The 24306-nt window shown below is 33.3% G+C and carries 20 protein-coding genes and 1 pseudogene; 6 read left to right on the top strand and 15 right to left on the bottom strand.

Annotated features, from left to right (window positions below; translation table 11 throughout):
• Position 1: 1 nt before the first annotated feature.
• Positions 2 to 880 carry a pyridoxal 5'-phosphate synthase lyase subunit PdxS gene (gene pdxS / locus AT726_RS07870; protein WP_068759341.1) on the bottom strand — a complete coding sequence of 293 codons (879 nt, stop codon included), beginning with the start codon at positions 878 to 880 and terminating at the stop codon, positions 2 to 4.
• 141 nt (positions 881 to 1021) lie between these two features.
• On the opposite strand from pdxS, the gene pdxR reads away from it, so the two are divergent.
• The 3 genes from pdxR to AT726_RS07855 all read left to right on the top strand — a co-directional run bounded on the left by pdxR (position 1022) and on the right by AT726_RS07855 (position 5208).
• On the top strand, positions 1022 to 2485 hold the full coding sequence (gene pdxR / locus AT726_RS07865; protein WP_068759340.1) for a MocR-like pyridoxine biosynthesis transcription factor PdxR: 1464 nt from the start codon (positions 1022 to 1024) through the stop codon (positions 2483 to 2485).
• Between the two features lie 165 nt (positions 2486 to 2650).
• Entirely contained in the window at positions 2651 to 3874 is a 1224-nt protein-coding gene (locus AT726_RS07860) for an IS256 family transposase (protein WP_070104378.1), read from the top strand.
• Between the two features lie 116 nt (positions 3875 to 3990).
• The gene (locus AT726_RS07855; protein WP_068759339.1) at positions 3991 to 5208 is read left to right on the top strand and encodes an HD domain-containing phosphohydrolase; all 1218 of its coding nucleotides are present in this window, start codon (positions 3991 to 3993) and stop codon (positions 5206 to 5208) included.
• A 38-nt stretch (positions 5209 to 5246) separates the two neighbouring features.
• Here AT726_RS07855 and surE read toward each other — a convergent pair whose 3' ends face one another.
• The 6 genes from surE to AT726_RS07825 all read right to left on the bottom strand — a co-directional run bounded on the left by surE (position 5247) and on the right by AT726_RS07825 (position 11232).
• Positions 5247 to 5963 (bottom strand): 5'/3'-nucleotidase SurE, encoded by a 717-nt coding sequence (gene surE / locus AT726_RS07850; RefSeq protein WP_068759338.1) that lies wholly within the window; start codon positions 5961 to 5963, stop codon positions 5247 to 5249.
• Between the two features lie 11 nt (positions 5964 to 5974).
• Entirely contained in the window at positions 5975 to 6916 is a 942-nt protein-coding gene (locus AT726_RS07845; protein WP_055241928.1) for a DHH family phosphoesterase, read from the bottom strand.
• 81 nt (positions 6917 to 6997) lie between these two features.
• Positions 6998 to 8311 (bottom strand): ABC transporter substrate-binding protein, encoded by a 1314-nt coding sequence (locus AT726_RS07840; protein ID WP_055241930.1) that lies wholly within the window; start codon positions 8309 to 8311, stop codon positions 6998 to 7000.
• Between the two features lie 98 nt (positions 8312 to 8409).
• Positions 8410 to 9252 carry a carbohydrate ABC transporter permease gene (locus tag AT726_RS07835; protein WP_055241931.1) on the bottom strand — a complete coding sequence of 281 codons (843 nt, stop codon included), beginning with the start codon at positions 9250 to 9252 and terminating at the stop codon, positions 8410 to 8412.
• Between the two features lie 12 nt (positions 9253 to 9264).
• Positions 9265 to 10182, bottom strand: coding sequence for a carbohydrate ABC transporter permease (locus AT726_RS07830; protein ID WP_055276051.1), 918 nt, complete (start codon positions 10180 to 10182; stop codon positions 9265 to 9267).
• Positions 10183 to 10191: 9 nt separating this feature from the next.
• On the bottom strand, positions 10192 to 11232 hold the full coding sequence (locus tag AT726_RS07825; RefSeq protein WP_055276049.1) for an ABC transporter ATP-binding protein: 1041 nt from the start codon (positions 11230 to 11232) through the stop codon (positions 10192 to 10194).
• 348 nt (positions 11233 to 11580) lie between these two features.
• Between AT726_RS07825 and AT726_RS07820 the strand changes: the two genes are divergently transcribed.
• From AT726_RS07820 to AT726_RS07810, 3 genes and pseudogenes are all read left to right on the top strand, one after another.
• On the top strand, positions 11581 to 12606 hold the full coding sequence (locus tag AT726_RS07820) for an ABC transporter substrate-binding protein (protein WP_055304845.1): 1026 nt from the start codon (positions 11581 to 11583) through the stop codon (positions 12604 to 12606).
• A 129-nt stretch (positions 12607 to 12735) separates the two neighbouring features.
• Positions 12736 to 13493, top strand: a pseudogene (locus tag AT726_RS07815) (ABC transporter ATP-binding protein).
• Positions 13477 to 14295, top strand: a complete 819-nt coding sequence (locus AT726_RS07810) for an ABC transporter permease (protein WP_082411216.1) — start codon at positions 13477 to 13479, stop codon at positions 14293 to 14295. Before AT726_RS07815 ends, AT726_RS07810 begins: the two are co-directional and overlap by 17 nt.
• Positions 14296 to 14352: 57 nt before the next feature.
• Here the strand turns inward: AT726_RS07810 and AT726_RS07805 are convergent, their stop codons facing one another.
• From AT726_RS07805 to rnr, 8 genes are all read right to left on the bottom strand, one after another.
• The gene (locus AT726_RS07805) at positions 14353 to 15474 is read right to left on the bottom strand and encodes a DHHW family protein (RefSeq protein ID WP_068759337.1); all 1122 of its coding nucleotides are present in this window, start codon (positions 15472 to 15474) and stop codon (positions 14353 to 14355) included.
• A 14-nt stretch (positions 15475 to 15488) separates the two neighbouring features.
• Complete coding sequence (locus AT726_RS07800) at positions 15489 to 16901, bottom strand: MBOAT family O-acyltransferase (RefSeq protein WP_068759336.1); 1413 nt, start codon at positions 16899 to 16901, stop codon at positions 15489 to 15491.
• A gap of 70 nt (positions 16902 to 16971) precedes the next feature.
• Positions 16972 to 17496 (bottom strand): DUF4358 domain-containing protein, encoded by a 525-nt coding sequence (locus tag AT726_RS07795; protein WP_068759335.1) that lies wholly within the window; start codon positions 17494 to 17496, stop codon positions 16972 to 16974.
• A 214-nt stretch (positions 17497 to 17710) separates the two neighbouring features.
• Positions 17711 to 18112, bottom strand: coding sequence for a hypothetical protein (locus tag AT726_RS07790; RefSeq protein WP_055304842.1), 402 nt, complete (start codon positions 18110 to 18112; stop codon positions 17711 to 17713).
• Between the two features lie 75 nt (positions 18113 to 18187).
• Positions 18188 to 19648, bottom strand: a complete 1461-nt coding sequence (locus tag AT726_RS07785) for a phytoene desaturase family protein (protein WP_237297027.1) — start codon at positions 19646 to 19648, stop codon at positions 18188 to 18190.
• Between the two features lie 99 nt (positions 19649 to 19747).
• Positions 19748 to 20215 (bottom strand): SsrA-binding protein SmpB, encoded by a 468-nt coding sequence (smpB, locus tag AT726_RS07780; RefSeq protein WP_055241956.1) that lies wholly within the window; start codon positions 20213 to 20215, stop codon positions 19748 to 19750.
• Positions 20216 to 20238: 23 nt separating this feature from the next.
• Complete coding sequence (locus AT726_RS07775) at positions 20239 to 21735, bottom strand: CapA family protein (protein WP_068759334.1); 1497 nt, start codon at positions 21733 to 21735, stop codon at positions 20239 to 20241.
• Positions 21736 to 21764: 29 nt separating this feature from the next.
• Positions 21765 to 24107 (bottom strand): ribonuclease R, encoded by a 2343-nt coding sequence (rnr, locus tag AT726_RS07770; protein ID WP_055241959.1) that lies wholly within the window; start codon positions 24105 to 24107, stop codon positions 21765 to 21767.
• Positions 24108 to 24306: the final 199 nt, after the last annotated feature.

Below are 24306 nucleotides of genomic sequence, written 5' to 3'. Positions count from 1 at the left end.
CTTACCATCCTCGTTTTGCATATTGCTCATGTTCTGGTAATTGACGAACATCAATTCCACTCATTGCTTCTCCTAAACCTTCTGAAACCTCTGCAATCACTTTAGGATCATTATAATATGTTGTTGCTTTCACAATTGCCTCTGCACGTTTTTGTGGATTATCAGATTTAAAAATCCCAGACCCGACAAAGACACCGTCACACCCTAATTGCATCATTAACGCTGCATCGGCAGGTGTCGCGATTCCTCCTGCTGCAAAGTTTACAACTGGTAACTTTCCATGTTCATGAACGTAGCAAACTAAATCATATGGTGCTCCCATATTTTTAGCAATCGTCATTAATTCTTGCTTACTAGCTGCTTGAATTTCACGAATTTCTTTATTCATTGTACGCATATGACGAACCGCTTCAACAACATTTCCTGTCCCAGCCTCACCTTTTGTACGAATCATTGACGCACCTTCCCCAATACGTCGTAATGCTTCTCCTAAGTTTTTAGCTCCACAAACAAATGGAACATCGAATTCAGTTTTATCAATATGGAATTCATCATCTGCTGGTGTTAAAACTTCACTTTCATCAATATAGTCAATTTCTAACGCTTCTAAAATTTGCGCCTCAACCAAATGGCCAATACGTACTTTCGCCATAACAGGAATACTAACTGCTTCCTGAATTTCACGAATCATTTTAGGATCTGACATTCGTGCAACTCCACCTTGTTTACGAATATCAGATGGAACACGTTCTAAAGCCATAACAGCCACTGCTCCTGCTGCCTCAGCAATTTTTGCTTCTTCAACATTTACAACATCCATGATAACTCCACCCTTTAACATCTGAGCCAAGTTTTTATTTAATTGATAACGACCATTCATTTTTCAAACCCCTTTACATTATGTTTACTATCTCCTATAATAACTGCATCGAAACAATTTCAGATAACGTTAGATAGTTTACTTATTTTATACCAATTTTATCCTATTAACGTCAATATAAAATAAAAAGGAATGATAATAATGCTCCCTGTACCCATACAATTAGATAAAAATAATGCTAATCCAATGTATATGCAATTAGCTAATCAAATAACCCAAATGATTCATCAAAAACAGCTAGTTGCCAATACTCCACTCCCTTCAATTAGAAAACTAGCTTCTCACTTAGGCGTTAATACAGTTACGATTGTCTCTGCCTATAAACAGTTAGAAACGAACGGTCTAGTTCAGGCTAAAAAGGGAAGTGGCTACTTCATCATTGAAAAATCACCCAAAACTTCAACTCATGTTCTAGATATACCAATGAAACAAATGACTCAGCAACAGATTCATTTACGCGCAAATGAAATTAACTTTGCAAGCGCCACCCCAGATCCAAGTATCTTCCCTATTATTGCTTTTAAAAATTATTTAAATATTGTTTTAGATCGTGATCAAGGTTATGCCTTTGGGTATCACGAAAGTAACGGATATGAGCCATTACGAGAAAGCTTAAGTCATTACATGAAACGCCATCATATGATTAATATTGATCCTGAATATATTCAGATTGTATCTGGAGCGCAACAAGGAATTGATATCATCGGGAAAGTGTTATTAAATGCTGGTGATACTATTATCGTTGAAAATCCAACCTATACAGGAGCCCTTGCTGCTTTTAAATCACGAGGTGTTCTAATCAAAGAAGTCTCTCTTGAACAGGATGGATTAAATCTTGAAGAACTTGAACACCTTCTTCAAACACATCATCCTAAATTACTTTACCTGATGAGTAAGTTTCAAAATCCATCGACTATTTCCTACTCTGAAGAAAAGCTTAGACGAATTATTAAACTAGCTGAACAATATGATTTCTATATTGTTGAAGATGATTCAATGGCTGAAATCTGCTATGATTCATCTATAGCTAAACCCAACTTTATATCACTTGATACTTATCATCGAGTAGTTTATATTAAAAGCTTTTCTAAACTCATGATGCCCGGCCTTCGAATTGGATTTATCGCAGTTCCACCTCAATTATCCACATTGATTATGAATGCTAAACATCATACCGACATTTCATCATCTGGTTTAATTCAGAGAACTGTTGATTTATATTTACGCGAGGGAGATTGGGATCAACACATTGAACAAATGAAAGCAATTTACAAAAGAAAATATACACTTATGTTAAACGGTTTAAATTCATTAAAAAAATATGGGATTAGTTTTTTAGAACCAAATGGTGGCTTACATTTTTGGATCAAATTACCTTCTTATATTCAATCAAAAGATTTTTGTAAAGCCTGTCAAAGGCAATCTTTATTAATTATGCCAGGCTCTATTTTCAACGCTAGTCAAGACACTTCAACCGAACAGTATATTCGTTTAAGTTTTGCTGCCTGTAGTGAAGAACAGATTGTGCAAGGAATATCTATCTTGGAGCAGATTCTTAATTCATTCAATTTACCTAAAAAGATGACAATTCTTCCTCTAATATAATTTCTTATAAAGTGATGACACTTTTCTTTATTGACAACACATTAAATTATTGTAATAACAAAAAACAGATACTTTTATTACAATAATGAGGGTGTAAGATAAAGTGTGTAAACTCTTAGAACAGTTACCATAATAAGTTAACTATTTCAAAGGAGTTTATTATTTATGACAAGAAAAGCTACGATGAACCAATTATTTAATCTCCTCCAAGATGAATACAACATTAAATCTGCTAGTGATATTGAAGCTGTTTTATTAGACATGTTTGGAGGCTTTATTGAACAAGCATTAGAAGCTGAATTAGATCAACATCTAGGATATAGCCGATATGATTTTCGTAATAAATCAACTTCAAATGCACGAAATGGACGTCAATCTAAAACCATTCAAACGCGTCTTGGTGAAACAACGATTCAGACTCCCAGAGATCGGCAAGGTTCATTTGAACCTCAAATCGTGCCTAAACGTCAAACCAATGTCATCGGAATTGAAGAAAAGATTCTATCGCTTTATGCTAAAGGTTTATCAACGCGTGATATTTCTAAAACATTAGCAGAGATTTATGGCTTTGAAACGTCACATGAAACGATCTCTGCTGTAACTGATAAAGTGATTCCACTGATTCAAGATTGGCAACAACGGCCTTTAGAGCCTGTTTATCCTATCATTTATTTAGATGCGCTTCATGTCAAAGTGCGTGATGGAATGAGTGCCTCAAACAAAGCAGTTTACTGTATCATAGGTGTGTCTTTAGATGGTCGCAAAGATGTTTTAAGCCTCTCTATCGGAGAAGCAGAAAGTGCCTCTTATTGGATGAGTTTATTAGATGAATTAAAGGCTCGTGGAGTGCAAGATATTTGTATTGCCTGTGTGGATGGTTTAAGTGGCTTTAAACAGGCCATTCAAGCTGTTTTTCCTCATGCCCTCGTTCAACGTTGTTTAGTTCATTTAATCCGACAATCAACGAAATTTGTTTCTTATCAAGATAGAAAATCATTCTGTTATGATTTAAAACAAATCTATCAAGCGATTAATCGATCAGTAGCAGAACAAGCCTTTGAGACCTTTAAAAATAAATGGAGTCCCCTGGTACCTTTAGCCGTTAGAGTGTGGGAAAATAACATCGAAGAAGTTTATCAACTCTTTAATTTTCCTAAAGAAATTCGAAAAATGATTTATACGACAAATGCCATTGAAAGCTACAATAGCCAATTAAGAAAAGTTCTAAAAGGAAAAGGAGCTTTTCCAAATGAAACATCGGTGATGAAATTAATCTATCTTCAAACCATGGAAGTTACTAAGAAGTGGCGACGTCAACTTTCAAATTGGAGTCAAATATTAAATCAATTATTAATCTTATACCCAGATCGTTTAACACCTTACCTATAATTTTTAAAAATTAGTTTACACACTTAACTTGACAGGCTCACAATAATTGGATTTATCATCAACATATCTCATTCGTTTCGTGTTAATATATAAGAAAAACACTATGAGGTATAGTTATGAATCAAATTACACTTGAAAATATTATGTTAATCTGTCAAAAATGTTTTTCCTACCTAGATGCTAGAATAGATGATCACCCGTCTCAAGTAGCCTATTTATATTGGCGATTACTAGATAATAGAGGGACTTATTCTAAAAAAGAATTATATGATCTAGTTACCATTGCTTTACTTCATGACATTGGTTCTTATAAAACCAAAGATTTTGATAAATTTCTAAATATTGATTCACCTTCATATGATCATGCTATTTATGGAGCATTATTCATTAAACATTTTTCCCCCATCTCGCATTTATCTGATATAATTTTATATCATCATTCAGATTACGAGAGCTACGAATCTCCATATAAATCTGAAACATCCCTTCTTTATTTTATCGATCGAATGAGTATTTTCTTTAATTATAGCTGGCAAATTGAAGATTTCTTTCTCTCACTAAATACAGAAATCGATAGTCAATTCATTTCAGAATTTCACGAAATTAATCGAAAGGAAAACTTAATAGACAATATTCAAACAAGTTATTTTAAAGAATTGCTTCGTAATTTTTTTGCTAAGTCAATTCAATCACCCGAAAATGCCATTAAATATTTATCTATGATTAGTTATACGATTGATTTACGTAGTGAGTGTACGGTCTTACATACGATTATGGTATCAGCTATTTCAAATTTTTTAGCCCAAAAGATGAATTATAATCATAGTATGGTTCAAAAAATTTCATTAGCAGCAATGCTTCATGATATTGGAAAGATTTCTACACCAATTAATATTCTCGAGAAACCAGGAAAGTTAACTAATGAAGAAATGGAGATTATGCGAGAACACGTTACTATTACGTACGAAATTTTAGAAAATTTAGGAAGCCGAGACGTTCAAGAATATGCGTCTTATCATCATGAAAAATTAGATGGGACAGGCTATCCTTTTGGTTTAAAAAAAGACCAACTATCTATTCCAGCTAGAATCATTATTGTTGCTGATATTATGGGAGCATTAATGGCCGCTAGAAGTTATAAAGAAAGCTTCCCAAAGGATAGAATTATTAATATATTATCTGAATTAGCAGCTCAATCACAGATTGATCAATCGTTAGTCGATCTTGTAATTAATGAATATGACGATATTTGTCAACATCTCCCATCTCTGTCTAATCCATATCACAAATTCAAAAATGAGTATATGAGCATAGTTACAAAGATGTCTGCATAAAAAAATTCCCGGAGAATTATTTCCCGGGAATTTTTTTTTTAAAATAACTTACTTAATTCAAAAATTTTATTGTCATCATATAATTTAAATTTTAATGGTGTAATCGTAATATAACCATTCATAATCGATTTAACATCAGTCTCTTCGGGTTGATCAATATCAATCAATGGACCTGATAAACGATGTCCCCCTTGTTCTTCGACATAACACTCATCATAACGACTAATACCAACAGTTGCAACTTTGATCCCTTTAGGTTCTTCTAATGAGGGAAAATTAATATTAATTGTCGTATCTGCTAATAATGTTTGTGATAATAACTTTTCAAAAATGGCTGGAAAATATGACTTCACAATATCAAAATTTGAGTTAGTTGTTGAAATTGCCATGGCAGGATAACCACATAAATTAGCTTCAATAGCACCTGAGACCGTTCCAGAATATAAAACATCTGTCCCCACATTTCGCTCATCATTAATTCCTGATAAAACTAAATCAGGCTTTATTTTTAAATGTGCTAAAGCATACTTTACACAATCAGCAGGTGTACCATCTACACCAATCGCTAAAGTAGCTCCTTTAATCGAATCAGGATAAGACTTTAATGGGCGACGCATTGTGATTCCATGACCAACAGCACTATTATTAGTATGTGGAGCTACAATATAAACCTCACCATAATTAGAAGCAATTTGTGCTAATGTACGAATTCCTGGAGCTTTAATACCATCATCATTTATAATCAAAATCTTCATTTTATCATTCCTTAATGTTTTTTTGCCAATTCATCTAAGTCTTGAATCATTTGATCAATCATATCCCAACTATTTACACGAGCACCAGCGGCTTGAACATGGCCACCTCCACCATATTTTTTTGCAACCTCATTTACAGCAGCTCCACTCGAACGTAAATTTACTCGAATATCATTATTTTCTTTATCTTCTACAAAGAATGCCCAAATTTTTATTCCCTCAATATTCGCTAGTGTATTAACTTGTGAAGAAGCTGAATTTTCATCTATATTAAGTTCTCTTAATTTTTCATCTGTTAATTTAAGATAACCAACACCCTTATCTGTTTCTTCAAAGTTTAATAAAGCATACCCTTTAAAACGTACCATCGACTTAGATTGTGTGTACATATTTGAATATAAGTCAATCATATCAAAATCATATTTTAATAGTTGTGCTGCATAACGTAAAGTTTGCTCACTTACTCCACGGAATAAGAAGCGCCCTGTATCCGAAACAATTCCATTAAATAGGCAACGTGCCCCATTATCATTAATTTCTAAATTATTTTCAATTAATAAGCTTGTAATCATCTCACAAGTTGATGTATATGATGTATCAATCCATTCAATATCTGCATATTCATCTGAGAATGGATGATGGTCAATCTTAATCTTAAATGCTCCTAACTTCCAACGTTCATCTGAAATGCGTGCTGCATTTGATGTATCAGTAATAATAACTAATGAACCCTCATAAACTGAATCTTCAATCTTATCTGTTGTCCCTACATATTTTAGGTAATCTAATTCTTCACCAACTACATATACCTTTTTTTCTGGAAAACTTGTGCGAATTAATTCCGCTAATCCAAATGATGAACCATATGCATCTCCATCAGGAATAACATGACGATGAATAATAATTGTATCAAATTCTTCAATTTTCTTAATAATTTGTTGTTGAATTGTCATAGTTTTAATCCTCCTTATTTTAAATTATAAAGAAAAATAGAGGTAGAAGTCCACCTCTATTTTGTGCATTAAAAATAGTAATTATTTCAAAGAGTTAACAGCTTCTTGAATCGCTTGTTCTGGAGATACTCCACTTAATACAACCGCTTCAACAGCTTTTTCAGCTGCTGTACGAACATTGTATGAAGAATATGTATCTTTGAAGAATGAAGGATCATAGAAATAATAATCAGCTTGTTCTGGTCCAACTACTTTTGTTTGATCATTAGATTCAGCTACGTATTTTTGATATGCATCAGAAGCAATAACTGATTCACGAATTGGTAAATAAGAAGTTGCTGTTGCAAATGCTAAGTTTCCTTCATATGAAGATAAGAATTTAGCAAACTCATATGCTGCATAAACCTCTTCTTGTGATTTATTTTGATTGAAAACAACAACATTTGTACCTTGTTGGATAACCGCACCTGTTTCTTTAGAGATTTGAGGAATTGGAGCAATACCAACTTCAAAGTCAGCTGTTGCAATATGTGAGTATCCAGCAGATGATCCAGTGTACATATAAAGCAATTCACTCATGAATGGTCCTGAAAGATATTTATCTTCACCTGGTAAACGCCAGTAACCAGCATCAGCATTACGTTTTAATAACTCTAAAGCTTCAATCGCGTATTTAGCTCCATCTTCAGCGAATAAGATGTCTCCATTAGAGTTTGTATACTGTCCACCGAATTGTTGTACCATTGTAATGAAGTAGTTTGCTGGTGCATCAATACCAAATGCAGTTTTTCCAGTTAATTCTTTGATTTTAGCAGAAACTTCTTCTACCTCATCCCAAGTTGTTGGTACTGTTAAGTTATTTTGATCAAAGAATGTTTTATTGTAGTATAGAACTTCTGTTGATTTATTGAATGGTAAAGAGTAGAACTTTCCACCTTCATATTGGCTATTTTCATCACGATAAGATTTAATGATATCATCAAAATCATTAATTCCAACTTCTTCATTTAAGATATAAGGATCTAATTCTACTACATTTCCTGATTGTAAATACTCAGCAACCCAGTCAGGATATGCTTGAGCAATAGCTGGAGCTGAACCTGATTTTAAAGCAGCTGTTGTTTTCGTTTTTAAATCTGTGTATTGACCTTGATATACAGGTTTAACAGTAATTCCTTTATCAGCCCCAATTGTTGTATTGAACTGATTTACTAACGCATCAACAGCTTCTTGATTTGTTCCTGCCATAGCATGCCAAAATTCGATTGTTACAGGACTTTCAATTGTTGTTACAATCTCAGTTGATGATGGTGCTTGTTCTTTTTTATCACTTGAACAAGCTGCTAATGTTGTTACACCAGCAACAAGTGATAAAGATGTCATTAATTTCTTCACTTTTTAGTCCTCCTATTCAATTAGCATTGAATTATGTATGTATAAAAGGATTATTTCCTTTAATACCCGCTATTAGCTCTTTTTTTCTTAGCATATCATTACCCTTTTAATCCTCCACGAGTAACTCCACTAATGATATATTTCTGTAAGAATAAATAAATGATGACAACTGGAATAATGATAATTGTCGCTGCTGCCATTTGTAAATGAACTTGTGAACCAGATTCATTCGTAAAGTGAGTTAATCCAATAGTTAAGACACGCATTTTATCATTATTTGTAATTAATAATGGCCATAAGAATGCATTCCAACTTGCAATGAAGTTTAAAATTGCAATTGTTACAATCGCACTAATGGTATTTGGAATCATGATTTTCCATAAGTATTTCCAATCACTACATCCATCAATCTTCGCTGCTTTATATAGCTGTTCCGGAATTTGCATAAAATATTGTCTTAATAAGAAGATATAAAAGACATTTGCAATATAAGGAATAATTAATCCTTGGAACGTATCAATCCATCCAAAAGCTGATACCGTTTGATAGTTTTGAATAATTAACATTTCACCTGGTACCATCATTGTTGCTAACAATAACGTAAAGATTGTATTACTTCCATAGAATTTATAACGAGTAAATGCAAAAGCTGCAAAGATCGTAACAAATAATGTTAAAACTGTATTTCCAACAGCTGAAATAACTGTATTTTTGAAATAAATATCAAATGGAGCCATCTCCATTGCTATTTTATAGTTTTCAAACTGAGCCACATTTGGTAATAACTTTGGTGGCACAGCGATTGATTCTGAATAAGTTTTTAAAGACGTTAAAATCATGAAAATAAATGGGAAAAGCATAATAATTGCTCCAAGTGATAGCGCAACGTAAATTAACACTTTAGCCCATACTGATGTAACCTTTTTTGTATTACTTTCCATTGAGCACACTCCCTATTTATAATGAACTAATTTTTTACTTACTAACATCTGAATTCCTGTGATAATTAAAATAATCACAAATAAGATGATAGATGCAGCGGCTGCTTTATGAACTTGAGATGATCCGTAGAACATGTCATAAATGTAATATACAACGGTCATACAGCTGTTAGCAGGTCCTGGCTTCCCACCGAATAAAGCGAATACTTCATTGTAAACTTTAAAACTTCCGATAACTGATGTAATCGTTAAGAAGAATACTGTTGGTGATAATAAAGGTAAGGTAATACGAGTGAACACTTTCCATTTTGGTGTCCCATCGATTTGAGCCGCTTTATAATATTGTGGATCGATATTTTGTAAACCTGATAGGAAAATAACGATTTTAAATGCTAGTCCACTCCAAATATTAAAGATAATTAATGCCCAAATCGCCATGTTTGGATCATTTAGCCATTGAATAGGCTCTATACCAAACATACTTAAAAATTGATTAATATAACCAAAATCACTATGGAATAGCCAACTCCATACAATCCCAATTGCAATTACTGATGTGACATAAGGTAAGAAATAAATCGCTTGGAAGAACTTACTTGCCTTAATCCCAGAATTTAATAATAAAGCAATAGCCAATGCAATAACCATTGATACTGGTACGGCAATAACAACAATTAAAAAAGTATTCAATAATGCTTTTTGGAAGTTTGGATCAGATAATACAAACTTGAAGGTTGATAATCCGAATCCAGTTCCTTCATCTGTATAATAGTTATATTTTTCATAGAATCCCATACGGAATGACATTATTAATGGATAAACTACGAAAATCAAAGTAATGACTAAAGTTGGTAATAAATATAAATACCCTAAGAAATTTTGTTTAATCGTAGTTTTAGTCGCATTTGATAGATTGGTTTTATTTTTCATAATTTCCACCTACCCTAAACGATGACCTGAAGTTGTATCAAATACATGGATTGCTTGTGGTTTCACAGTTAATTTTACAACATCTGAAACATTAACTTCATTATCAGAATCAATTAAGCAACGGACACTTTGTCCCTCGATGTCAACTGTCATTAACTTATCGCGTCCAATAACTTCTACCATTTTCACTGTTGCATTAATTCCTTCTTCTTGTGATAGGCGCCATGATTCTGGACGAACTCCGACAACTACATCTCCATTAGCTACTTCAGCGTCTCCTAAGATTGACGATCCAATGAATACCTTTCCATTTTCAACTTTTCCATTCATGAATCCCATAGGTGGTGTTCCCATAAACGATGCCACGAATTGGTTAGCTGGTTTACGATACATTTCTTGTGGAGCTTCTTTTTGCTGTAATACTCCATCTTTCATTAAAACAATGGAATCTGTAATACTCATTGCTTCTTCTTGATCGTGTGTTACGAAGATAGTCGTGATTCCTGTTTCTTGTTGGATACGACGAATTTCTTCACGTGTTTCTAAACGTAAGCGAGCATCTAAGTTAGATAATGGCTCATCTAATAGTAAAACGCGTGGTTTTTTTGCAATAGCACGAGCAATAGCAACACGTTGTTGTTGTCCACCAGATAACTCTCCTGGCTTACGATCCATTAAATGTCCGATTTGTACTAAATCAGCCATTTCCTGTGCAATCTTTAATGCTTCAGCTTTAGGAACTTTGGCATTCTCTAATGGGAACATAATATTTTGACGTACTGTCATGTGTGGATATAAAGCATAGTTTTGGAATACTAAACCAATTCCACGTTTTTCAGCTGGTAAATCTGTAACATCTTCATCACCAAAATAAATACGACCACTTGTTGGTTTTTCTAATCCCGCGATCATATAAAGTGTTGTAGATTTCCCACACCCAGATGGTCCTAAAAGTCCTGCCAGTGTACCATCTTCAATTGTAACATTCAAATTGTTAACTGCTGTAAAATCGCCAAAGCTTTTCGTAATGCCCTCTAATCTTACTTCCATCGAACTAACCTCCAAAAATTATGCATCCTTTTACGACTCATTTTATAGGGATACGTTTAAAATTTTATTGTTTTTTTGCATGATAGATTTTTTTGCATTCATTTAGTATTCTAAAGAATAATGTTAGTTTAAGTCAATGAAATTCCGGTGAAAAATTAAGATATTCATCAACTCCTGTCGAATTCTGTTAACTAATACCACTTTCTCTTACAATTATGTCCAATATCTCGATTATTATGAGGTTAGCAAAAAATTTTATTAATTCTTTTTCAAGACTCACACTTTCGCCTAAAAGTAATAGGATATCTTAGACCGAGAATTAATAATTCGGCGATAAGGAGGTTTCCTATGAAAAGTTTTAAACGCTTGTTTACATTTTTTAGTTTAGTGTTTTTATTCACTGGTGTTCTAGTTGGGTGTCAGCAATCATCGGAAGAATTAACAAAAATAAAAGTAGCCGAAGTCACTCATTCTGTTTTCTATGCTCCACATTATGTCGCTATTAGCGAAGGATTCTTCGAAGAAGAAGGACTTGAAATTGAATTAATCAATGCTGGCGGGGCAGATAAAGCAATGGCAGCTCTAATTTCTGGTGAAGTACAAGTTGGATTTATGGGGCCTGAAGCTACTATTTATGTTTATAATGAAGGCGGAAAAGATCAACCGATTAACTTTGCTCAAGTGACTCAACGAGACGGTAGTTTCCTAGTTTCCAAAAATCCAAATCCTGATTTTAAATTTAGTGATTTATCCGGTTCTGAAATTATCGGTGGACGTAAAGGTGGCGTTCCCGAAATGACACTTGAATATGTGCTTAAAGCAAACGGTCTTGATGCACGTCCGGATGATGAAACGGCAGAAGTCAATGTTCGTACAGATATTTCATTTGATGCTATGGCAGGTGCATTTACAGGTCTTGATGCTGAATACGTTACTTTATTTGAACCATTAGCTACAACAATGGAGCAACAAGGTAAAGGTTATATCGTTGCTTCAATCGGTGAACAAACTGATAACATTCCTTACACTTGCTATAGTGCAACTACGTCTTATATCGAGGCAAACAGCGACACAATCCAGGCTTTTACTAACGCTATTTATAAAGGTCAACAATGGGTAGCCTCTCATACAAGTGAAGAAATCGCCGAATCAATTCATGAATTTTTCCCTGATATGGAACTAAAAGATTTGGTCACTGTAGTTGAACGTTATCGTTCAATTGACGCTTGGGCTGAGGATCCTGTTTTAGCAGAAGAGAGTCTTAATAACTTAATGGACATTATGCAACTTGCAGGACAATTAGATAATCGTGCACCTTATGAAGCAATCGTGGATACGAGCTACGCTGAAAATGCTATTGCCAACATAAAATAATAATTTAGTAAAAGATTTAGTTCTTACTATACAGAGCTAAATCTTTTTATTTTACCGGCATTAGGTACAGTTTCTTAGTAGATTAATATTATATAGTATGACATATACGCAAAATGGAGGTGGCTTTATATGTCAACGATATTGGATATGAATCATGTGTATAAGGATTTTTATTCATTAGATGAAGAACGACAAATTCTTAAAGATATTAATTTCTCTGTGGAAGAAGGAGAAATCTTAGTTTTACTTGGACCTTCAGGATGCGGGAAATCAACGATCTTAAATATCATTTCTGGTTTACTTGAACCAACTCAAGGTTCAGTTGATACTCATGGAAAAAAATCGGATATATGTTTCAAAAGGATCATTTATTCGAATGGCGGACTATCATGAAAAACATCACATTAGGACTTGAAATTCAACATAAATTAACCAATGAAGCACAGGAAGAAATTAAACGACTATTAGAGATTTATGACTTATGGGATTTTAGAAACAACTTTCCAAGAGAACTTTCGGGAGGAATGAAGCAGCGGGTTGCTTTAATTCGGACACTTGCGTTAAATCCAGACATCCTATTGTTAGACGAATCATTTTCTGGTCTGGATTATCAGACACGTCTAATTGTGACCGATGATATTTATAAAATTATTAAAAATGAAAATAAAACAGCAATCTTAGTGACACATGATATTTCAGAAGCCATTTCTTTAGCCGATACAGTTGCTGTTCTAAGTCATCGTCCAACAACGATACAAAGCGTCCACAAAATTACTTTAACCCTTGAAGGGGATAAAACACCTTTAACAGCAAGATTAGCTCCTGAATTTAAAGATTACTTCGACTTGTTCTGGAAGGAGTTGCAAAATGATGAAGAAAGAATTTAAAGGATCTCCTGGATATCTTAATTATTTAAAAGGAATAAAAAAAGAAGCGTGGCACATTCACTTGCTTCAAGTCTTATTTTGTATTGGTTTTTTAATCTTATGGGAGCTTTTAGCGAGCTACGGATTTATCGATGACTTCTTTTTTAGTAAACCATCAGCTATTTGGAACTTACTAATTAAGTATATCGAGAATGGAGAAATCTTTAGACACTTAGGAATCTCATTATATGAAACACTCGTTGGATTAATAATAGGGACACTTGGTGGACTATTTATTGCCATTTGTCTCTGGTGGTCTGACAAATTAGCAAAGGTTCTTGATCCATTTCTCGTTGTCTTAAACGCTCTTCCTAAAACTGCTCTTGCTCCTATTCTAATTGTTTGGGTTGGGGCCAGTGTAAAAGGGATTGTTGTGATTGCCGTAATTACTTCAATTACAGTTACCATTATGTCTGCTTATAATTACTTTACAACTGTTGACGAAGAAAAGATTAGATTAATGAAAAGTTTTGGTGCAAACAAGTGGCAAATTCTAACTAAACTCGTTCTTCCTGCTAACGGTATCAATATGATTAATCTTCTTAAAATTAACATTGGGATGACTTGGGTTGGGGTGATTGTTGGGGAATTTATCGCCTCACGTGCCGGAATTGGTTACTTAATTGTTTATGGTGGACAAGTCTTCAAACTTGATATTGTTATGATGGGAGTATTCGTTTTAGCTATCTTTACACTCATTATGTACCAAGGTGTTAGTATGCTAGAAAACTATTTAAGAAAAAAACAAAGTGCTAAGAAATAACTAAAAGGGTGATTCCCTATACTGAATCACCCTTTTTATTTAACGAACTTAAAATTACTACTTAAAGGCTTTTAATTTAACAAAAGTAGAATCCGTTCCGAATGTTGATAAGTTATATAAAAACAAAGCACGATCAAAATCATGTTCACGAATATACTCGTATGGATTCATATTAAAGTATCTTAAATCAATAAGATGGATTTCTTCAAAGTTCATCGCTAGAAATGGAATAAAGTTATGAGCATATGAATCTTTAAAAACAATGAGTTTCTTTCCATTTTTTATACTACTTTTTACAATAGTCAATGGATGATTACCATTGATAAACATTGAATACTTATCTTTCTGGTTTAAGTAATCATAGTTGTACAATCCATCTAAAACTTCATTTTGAGTATCCCAAGTAACGGAGAACTCAACTTCATCGTTTGGAATATAAAGCTGAATTGTATCAGGTTTTAAATGATGATTATTAGCTTTTGAGTAATATGTTCCGTAAAACTCAGTTGACACTGTTTCAACTCGATAATCTAAATAAGAGGTCATTCCCCACTCATTCATGAGTTGTTGATACACATAATAAGCACCTAGGGTTGTCCAATGATGATCGGTTTTATAATAGATATACTCATTTCTATGCTCATTTAACACATTATATGCATCGATAAAGTCAATGGTTAACTCATTTTTTGCGATTTCTAACATCCTGGCTTGATCAAACGTTGGAGCAAATAAAGGAAGCTTATCCTCATATATTTTCACCGCAGTAGGAACTAAAAGAGCCGTTGTGTTTAAGTTAGGCATCTTATCATGAAAGATATTAATCGCTTGTAAATTCTTTTCAAAGTATGAACCCTCCTGCTTAAAAACTTCTAATAAATAACCATCCTTCCCAAAGTAAACCCCATTATTCTCACCCTTTTGTAATAAACGTTCCATATCAGACTTTAGTCCAACCCACTCATCCTTCATGACAAATTGATCAGTCATATACTTATCAAACTTCTGTGTATAGCTTCCCGATAATAAACTTTCAAAAGAAAACTGTGGGAACTGTTGAAGTGGGCGATTTTCAGTTTCAGAAATCTCACGATCTTTATCAACCACGTTTGCGATTGATAAACCAAAAATAAAGATTAAAAATATGCTAATCATAACTTTATTTTTTATAGCTTCCATCTCACCTACCTCCTTTAAAACCTAAAATATAAAAATGGATTATACGATGAATCTACTAAATATGCTGTGGAAAGAGTTAAAATTAAGAGACATGCCATTGGAATAATAATTAATTCAATAACCGAAGAGTATTTAGAGCGAATTAATTTATAATAAATCACTTTTAATAATGGAGTTGAAGCAATAACTAAAATAAGCAATAAAATTGCATTTGAAGTTAAATAGTGAAGAGTCATTTGATTATACAGTGCGACATCTTCTAGGCTAAACATGACCTTAAAATAGGCTTTTAAGTGTGTAAAGTTATCAAATGCAAATAACCCCCAACCGACAAGTAATAAAAATAACGTATAAATATGTCGGATGATTGTTGGAAACTGATTTAACCACTTCATTAAAAAGGATTTTTCAAGCGTAATAATCACACCAAAGTAAAGTCCCCATAAAACAAAATTCCAACTTGCGCCATGCCATAATCCAGTTAAAAACCAAACAACAAAGACATTAAAATAAGTGCGACATTTCCCTTTTCGATTTCCACCTAATGGGATATAAACATAATCTCTAAACCATGTACCAAGGGAAATATGCCAACGACGCCAAAACTCAGTAATACTTTGTGAAATATACGGATAATTAAAATTTTCTAACAGTTCAAATCCAAACATCTTTCCAAGTCCAATAGCCATATCTGAATAGCCACTAAAATCGAAATAAATTTGAAGTCCAAAGGCAATCACACCAAGCCACGACGTTAAAACTGAAAGATTTGAGGTCTCTGTTGATGAAATTTGATCCCACAACAAACCAATATTATTTGCTAACAAAACCTTCTTTCCAAGTCCAATGATAAATCGTTGAACCCCATCAGCAAATCGGGCTTGAGTCTCTACTCGATTGTTTAATTGATCGGCAACAGTCTGATATCGAACAATCGGTCCTGCAATTAACTGTGGAAACATAGTCACATAGGCGCCTAAGCTAATAATATTTCGCTGCGCTGGTGCATCCTTTCTAAAAATATCGATAGTATACGACATTGTCTGAAATGTATAAAAGGAAATTCCAATTGGTAGAGCAATAGAAGGAATATTAAACTGTGCCCCTAATAATTGATTAATATTAGAAATAATAAAGCCTGAGTATTTAAAAAACATAAGCAATCCTAAGTTAATAAATACTGATGATAAAACAACCCGCTTTGCTTTCTTTGGTTGATCAGCATAATATTCAACCAATAATCCATGAATAAAGTCCACCACCGTAGAAAATAACATTAATAAAATATAGATAGGTTCTCCCCAAGCATAAAAGATGAGGCTCACTATTAATAAAATAAAATTACGACAGTTACGTGGAACAATAAAGTATAAGACTAATGTTAAAGGTAAAAAAACAAATAAGAAAACTAAACTACTAAAAACCAATGATTCTCATCTCCTCTCCTATTATATAAAAAGAAGATTGAGCAAAACCCAATCTACTTTTCTTTATTTATTATTTTACTTGCTCTTCGAAAACCTTAACAATTTCTTCCACTTGTTCACTTGTTACGTATAACACATAATTTCCTTGAGTTTGAATCTTATTTGCTTTTACTAACTCATATTGATCTGGTAAATAACGAGACCACATTTCATCTTGATCTGATAAAACTTTTTCATATGAAGCCTTAATATTTTCAGTTGACTCAGCATCTTTAGCTTCTGCAACAATGATTAATTCAGACTTAACATTCATCATAGGCTGTAAAATATATCCTGACTTGATATCTTCTGAATTAAAAATCCCTTCATACATTAACATTTCTTCTTCATTTGTCATGTCAGTTAAAAAATATCCAGATAATACCCCATCTTCTAAAGGCATATCATAAGCTTTTGATAATGTTTCTTGAATTTTTGTTATGATTTGTTTTGGTGATGTTTCACCTGTTTCTCCACCTTGTTCTGAACCTTTACTACATCCAACAGCTAAAACTGTGATTAATAAAGTCATCATTAATAATTTAATCTTCTTCATTTTAACTTCCTCCATTATTTAGTTCGTTTTTACTTAGGTACTTCTCTTCGTTTACATTAAATTAGACGACTGTCTTATGTATATTGTTCCATAATTTCATAAAATAATTAAATTTATGATTAAATAATAACTTAAAACTTCTAGCTATGTTAAAAATATGACGTATAAAAGAGACTCCTTCATGAACAATTAGAGTCTCTTCCTGATGAGATTATTAAATTTGATAGGTCTTTAAAGCCTGGGCTAACCTAATAGGGCTAACACTTTGTTCATCCCCATCGACATAATATTCATAATTTTTAAAAAGCCTTAATAGATTAAAAAATAAATCTAAATCATCATCCAAGACATAAGTCGAATATAATTCACCATTAACTTTCACAGTAATTCTTTGGCGAACTAGATGTGTAATTTTAGCATCAGCAACCTCATAATATAGCTCAATTGTTTCAAACTGTTCCGGTAAGCTTTTAAGGAAACCAATTAATTTTAAGGCATCTTCATCATAAGGTTGTGATTCATTCGAATTAATGACAATAGTATATCTAATTAAAACTGGCTTTTTTAGCTGACCATTATTAAATTCGATAATGTTAAGTGTTTCAGTTTTTAACATATTATCCCCCCTTAATTTCTGACGATGCACAATCAATCATAGGCACTACCTCAAAAAGTATATGTTCGATGATTTTCAGATATGCTTACATATTTGTTTAGAAAGTTGTCTTGCAGATTTTAAAACGAGGGAAATTCCAGTTCCGGGATGTGTACAATCACCTACAAAATATAATCCCTTTAAATCATCACTTTGATGGTGGGGTCTAAAGTAATTCGTTTGGGTTAAATCATGACTCAATCCAAATGCAATCCCTTCATAACAATTAAAGTGTGTGGCTAAATCTACTGGGGTTAAGTATTTTTCTACTTCTACTAACTCGTTAAAATGTTCAATCTTTGTTACCTGAGCTAAAGCTTTATAAATTTGTTCTTTTAATAACAAGATAGTCTGCTCATTCCACTCAACATTTTGTGCCTTTAAGTTAGGCACTCGAATAATAACATTAATCACCTCACCATTAGTTGGAGCCATCCCTTCATCCATACGACTTGGAACATAAAAATAAAAAGAGGATTCTTTTGGTAACTTTCCATCAAAAGCAGATTGGATATTTTCTTTAAATGCTTGATTAATATAAATATTATGAATATTTAACATGGGAAGCTTTTGTTTAAGTCCTAAGTATAAGATAAAAGCAGAACATGATAAATGATATTCTTTTGGACGTATAATTGACTGTAATTCATGCATCACATAAGGTACCTGTGCATTGGCAATAATATAATCTCCTTTATCAATTCGATCAGATAACTGTATACCCAAAACACATTTATCTTCAATTACTAAACTTTCAACAAGTGAATTGGTATGAATAATTCCTCCCCACTCTTTAATCAGTTGCTCCATGACTTCCACAAGACGATACATCCCTCCCTTTAAATGCGGTAATCCATAAAATTGTGACACACCTGGTAATAAAGTATAAATACTTGAACAATCATAGGGCGACATTCCAATATACATTGTTTGAAAGCAGATATACTCTTTTAATTTTTCATCCTTAATAAATTTAGAAACATAATCATAAACATTACTCAATGGTTCTAGCTTAAAAATTTCTTTTAAATGTTTAAATGTAAAAAATGATGAAGCTTGATCACACGATTGACTTAAAAATGCTTGATTAGCAAGTTGATATTTCTCATAAATATCACTCATTAATTGAAAATAGCCTACTGCATCTTTAGTAGAAATAGATTCTAATTGCCTATTTAATTTAATTAAATCAGTAGAAAAATCATAATAGGTTCCATCTTTAAAAAAGGTATAATATAGCGATTTAGGATAGCTTATTTCTATATAGTCTTCTAATCTCAATCCTAACTCTTCAAAAAGCAAATAAAACTCTTGAGGCATCATAGAAATCGTGGCGGTTAAATCAAATGTATATCCCTTTTCCTGAATACGATTAACTCTTCCTCCTACCTTATCTTCTTTTTCATATATAACTACTTCATATCCAGCATTTAATAATCTCAAAGCAGTGGCTAATCCTCCAATCCCTGCCCCAATAATAATGACTTTTTCCTTCATTAAAATCACATCCTATTTTTATTAGCAACAAACACCCATTAATATATCCCTAAGCAAAAAAGGTAATACATCGGAATCCAATGTATTACCTTTTTAAAATTAATATTTTTGACGATCACGTAATGCTTTTTCAATTTGACGATTAGCATCTTTTGCTTTTAAATCTTGGCGCTTATCATAATTTTTCTTACCTTTAGCAATCCCGAATAATAGCTTCGCATAACCATCTTTAATGTATAACTTTAATGGGATTAAAGAGTATCCTCCCATTTTTTGAACTCCAATTAAACGAGCAATTTCACGTTTATGAAGTAATAACTTTCTTGTACGAAGTGGATCGTGATTAAATCTATTTCCTTGCTCATAATGAGAAATATGCATATTGTGAACAAAAGCCTCATTACGCTCAATTCGAACAAATGAATCACGCAAATTAACTTTCCCCGCGCGAATTGACTTAATCTCTGTTCCCTGAAGAACTAATCCCGCTTCAAAGGTATCTTCGATGAAATAATCATGCCCAGCTTTTTTATTTTGAGCAATTGTTGATCCCACACCTTTTGGCATCTCTTCACCACCTTTTAAAAACTTTATTTTTCTAATTCACCATAAGTAATATAGTCAACAACATCGACATTTGGTGAGTAAGTCTCCATTAACGCTTTGATAGATTCAAAATACTCAGCTTGTGCAGAGTCAATCAATGGTACTAATCGATAACCTTTAGTTGAAGCTTCAGCATAATTATAAGTCGGCATAAACTGAGGTTGACCTATTTCAATTTCGACCCCATCACCAATTGTTGTTTTCTTAATATCAATCTTCATGATACCACCTACTAGGCGTTCAAGTCCAACCTGACCTGAAATAAAATTACCTAATGAATAAGCAACAACTGTTTCATTTCCATCTTTCCCAATTAAACGATCCATCGGTTGTAACACATGAGGATGGCTTCCGATAATCACATGAACACCTTGATCGGCTAGCCATTGAGCTTGTTCAATTTGTGCTTCACTTGGAGTATTTGAATATTCCACTCCCCAATGCATCGAAACGACAATCACATCAGAGACACTTTTTGCTTTTTCAATATCAATCGCAGCTTGTTCATAATCAAACTCATTCGCTAAATAAGATTTATCGTCTGGGACACGATAACCATTAAATCCATAAGAATAGGCCAATAAAGCTAATTTAATTCCGTTCTTTTCAATGACAGAAATCTGATCACGTTTTTCTTTAGAATCAGTTGATCCAGCCGTAATAATTCCCTCGAACATTTCCCAATTTTTCTCGGCAGCTAAAACTCCAGATTCCCCTTTATCTAACGTATGATTATTAGCACGAGCAAACATATTGAATCCAACATTAATTAAATCTCTTGCAATTTCATAAGGACTGTTAAAATTAGGATAAGAAGATAATCCAACTTCAACACCTCCAATATTTGTTTCTTGATTGGCAAACCCAAAATCTGCTGGCTCAATATATGGTTTTACATTTTCCAATAACGGGCTGAAATCGAAGGTATCTTCTTCTAAGCGAAAATCATTATAAACTGTGTCATGAAGCAAGATATCACCAACTGCTACCATTGTTGCATCATAGACGTGAATTTCTGGCCCTTGTGAAAAAGTAATTTCAATGATACCTTCATAAGGATTAGCATCATAACTGATAGGATAGCCTTGATTCACATCATTTGAATATTGTGGCTCATTATACACAATTTCTTTAGGATTAATTAGTTGTTCTTCCACTAACTGATTTAAGTAAGCTTTAATCTCAGATTCCGATTGACTTGAAACATCTTCTCCTTTAGAGAATGTTAAAACGACATCACAATCTTCGTTTTTATTACATTTTTCCTGGTTGGCAACAGTACCATATGGTACTGTGTCAGAGTAGACATTCTGATAAACAATTGTAATATCGTTGCCTGCCTCATAGTGCTTGACACGGTCAACATTCCATCCAATCATATCTGGTAGAACAAATGATTGAGCTAATACCAATAAACCAACCATGACGAATAAGAACAAAATGACATTACGCCACTTAATTGATTTTAGTTTCTTCATCATGACTTCCTTGCTCCCTTTCAGCATTTAAACTATTTTTTATTTTTCCCTTGCCCTACTGGCTTAGATCCTTTTGATTTTTTACGTTTTGGTTTAGGATTCTTAAACGTACTGTCCGATGGCTTCGATGATTTACGAGAACGCACTGGACGATAATCTTTTGTATTCCCTTTTCTATCTTTCGAACGCTCTTTAGAGCGATTATTTCTTGAAGATGACGTTCCACGCGTATCAATACGTTTGAATCCACGTCTTTGACGACTTTTACTCATTCCAACTAATTGGAAATCAATCGTACGCTCCTCTTTGCTTGCTGCTGCAACGACAACTTTAACAATATCACCTATTTTATAAATGGCCTTTGTACGGCGTCCAATTAATGCTAAGTTATCCTCATCAAATTCATAGTAGTCATCCGTTAAATCATTCACATGAACAAGCCCTTCAATCGTATTCGGTAATTCAACGTACATTCCCCATTTCGTTACCGATGAAACAACACCTTCAAACTCTTCGTCAATAAATTGAGTCATATATTCTGCTTTTTTCATATCTTCTACTTCACGCTCTGCGTCGATAGCATCACGTTCACGTTTTGAGGTTTGTTCACCAATCTCTGGCATGATTGCAGTGTAATAATCTAATGTTTCTTTTGATAAATCTTGATCAAATAAATAGCGACGGATTAAACGGTGAACAATTAAGTCTGGATAACGTCGAATAGGTGATGTAAAGTGAGTATAAAACTCCGCTGCCAATCCAAAGTGTCCTAAACTTTCTTCACTATAGCGAGCTTTTTGTAAAGAACGTAGCATCATAGTATTAATCGCGGCATGTTCTGGTTTTCCATGAACAGCTTCTGTAATCATTTGAAGTGCTTTAGGATGAACATGATCTTTTGTTCCTTTAATTTCATAACCTAAAGCGCGAGCTAATTTGTAGAAACGTTCTAGCTTCTCTGGTTTTGGATGCTCATGGATACGATAAATAAAAGGGACGTCCATCCAGTGGAAATGTTCAGCCACTGTTTCATTTGCTGCTAACATAAAGTCCTCTATAATACGTTCTGCAATTTCACGTTGGCGTAATACCACATCAATTGGGAATCCATACTCATCGACAAGAATTTTTGACTCTTCTAAATCAAAGTCAATTGATCCGCGGTCATGACGTTTTTCGCGTAATATTTTTGAAAGATCATACATTAATTTAAACGTTGGAACTAATGTAGCATAACGTTCACATAATTCTGGATCTTCATCAATTAAAATACGATTCACATGATTATACGTCATACGCTCCGTTGTTTTAATAATTGATGGGAAGATTTCATGACTTACCACTTCACCTTTTGGTGAAATCTCCATTTCACATGTAATTGTCAAACGATCCACTTGTGGATTTAGTGAACAAATCCCATTTGATAAACGGTGAGGAATCATTGGAATTACACGATCAACTAAATAAACACTCGTTCCACGGAAGAAGGCTTCTCGATCTAATGGTGATCCTTCTGTGACGTAATAAGAAACGTCAGCAATCGATACCCCTAATAAATAGTTTCCATTATCAAGCATACGAACATGAACAGCATCATCTAAGTCTTTAGCATCATCACCATCAATTGTTACAATGGTTTCACCACGCAAATCACGACGCCCTTTATAACTTTCTGGGTCTGGTTCATTTGGAATTTCAGCTGCTTGTTGTAATGCTTCCGGACTAAATTCAGGCACGATATCATACTTATATACAACTGATAAAATATCAATTCCTGGATCATTTTTATGACCTAAAATCTCAGTAACTTCCGCTTTAACAACATTGTTTTCTAAATAATCCACAATGCGAACACGAACTTTATGATCCTTTACTGCGCCTTTCGTTTTATTCTTTGGAATGGCTACCACTGCATGATAACGTGAATTATCTGGTTTAACATAACCGACCTGCTTGATTTCATAATACGTCCCAATGAAATCTTTCATTCCACGTTCGAGAACTTGAGCGATTTCACCTTCTAGACTATCTCCTTTAGAAGAAGGTAAGATTTTAACTAAAACTGTATCTTTATGTAAAGCACCATTTAAATCTTCACTACGAACATATACATCATCCATGTCATCAATTTCAACAAATCCAAAACCTTTTGGATGAATGGAAATAATTCCTTTATAATATCCTAAATCACGCGCCAAATCATAACGATCATTTTTAGAACGAACAACAATCCCTTCATCTTCAAGGGCAACCATTAATTTAACAAATTGCTTAAACGCATCTGTTCCTTCAATTTGTAAATATTCTACTAATTCATCAATCGTCATCGCCTCATACTGGCTTGACCCTAATAATTCTAATACTGTATTGCGCAAGTAGCACACCTCCAACTCATAACTTCTATTCTATCATAACTAAACAAACATTTAACCATTTTTTACTACAATAAGATAAAGTACATCATCTTACTTATCTATCACTAGTTTATACAAATGTGCTTATTTTATATCACTATTATCATCTCTATATGATAAAAATAACCAATATTTACGAAAAGTGACTAATCTCATTACT

The organism is Turicibacter sp. H121 (assembly GCF_001543345.1).
Lineage (GTDB): Bacteria > Bacillota_I > Bacilli_A > MOL361 > Turicibacteraceae > Turicibacter > Turicibacter bilis.
This window is presented reverse-complemented; position numbering and strand designations above follow the sequence as displayed.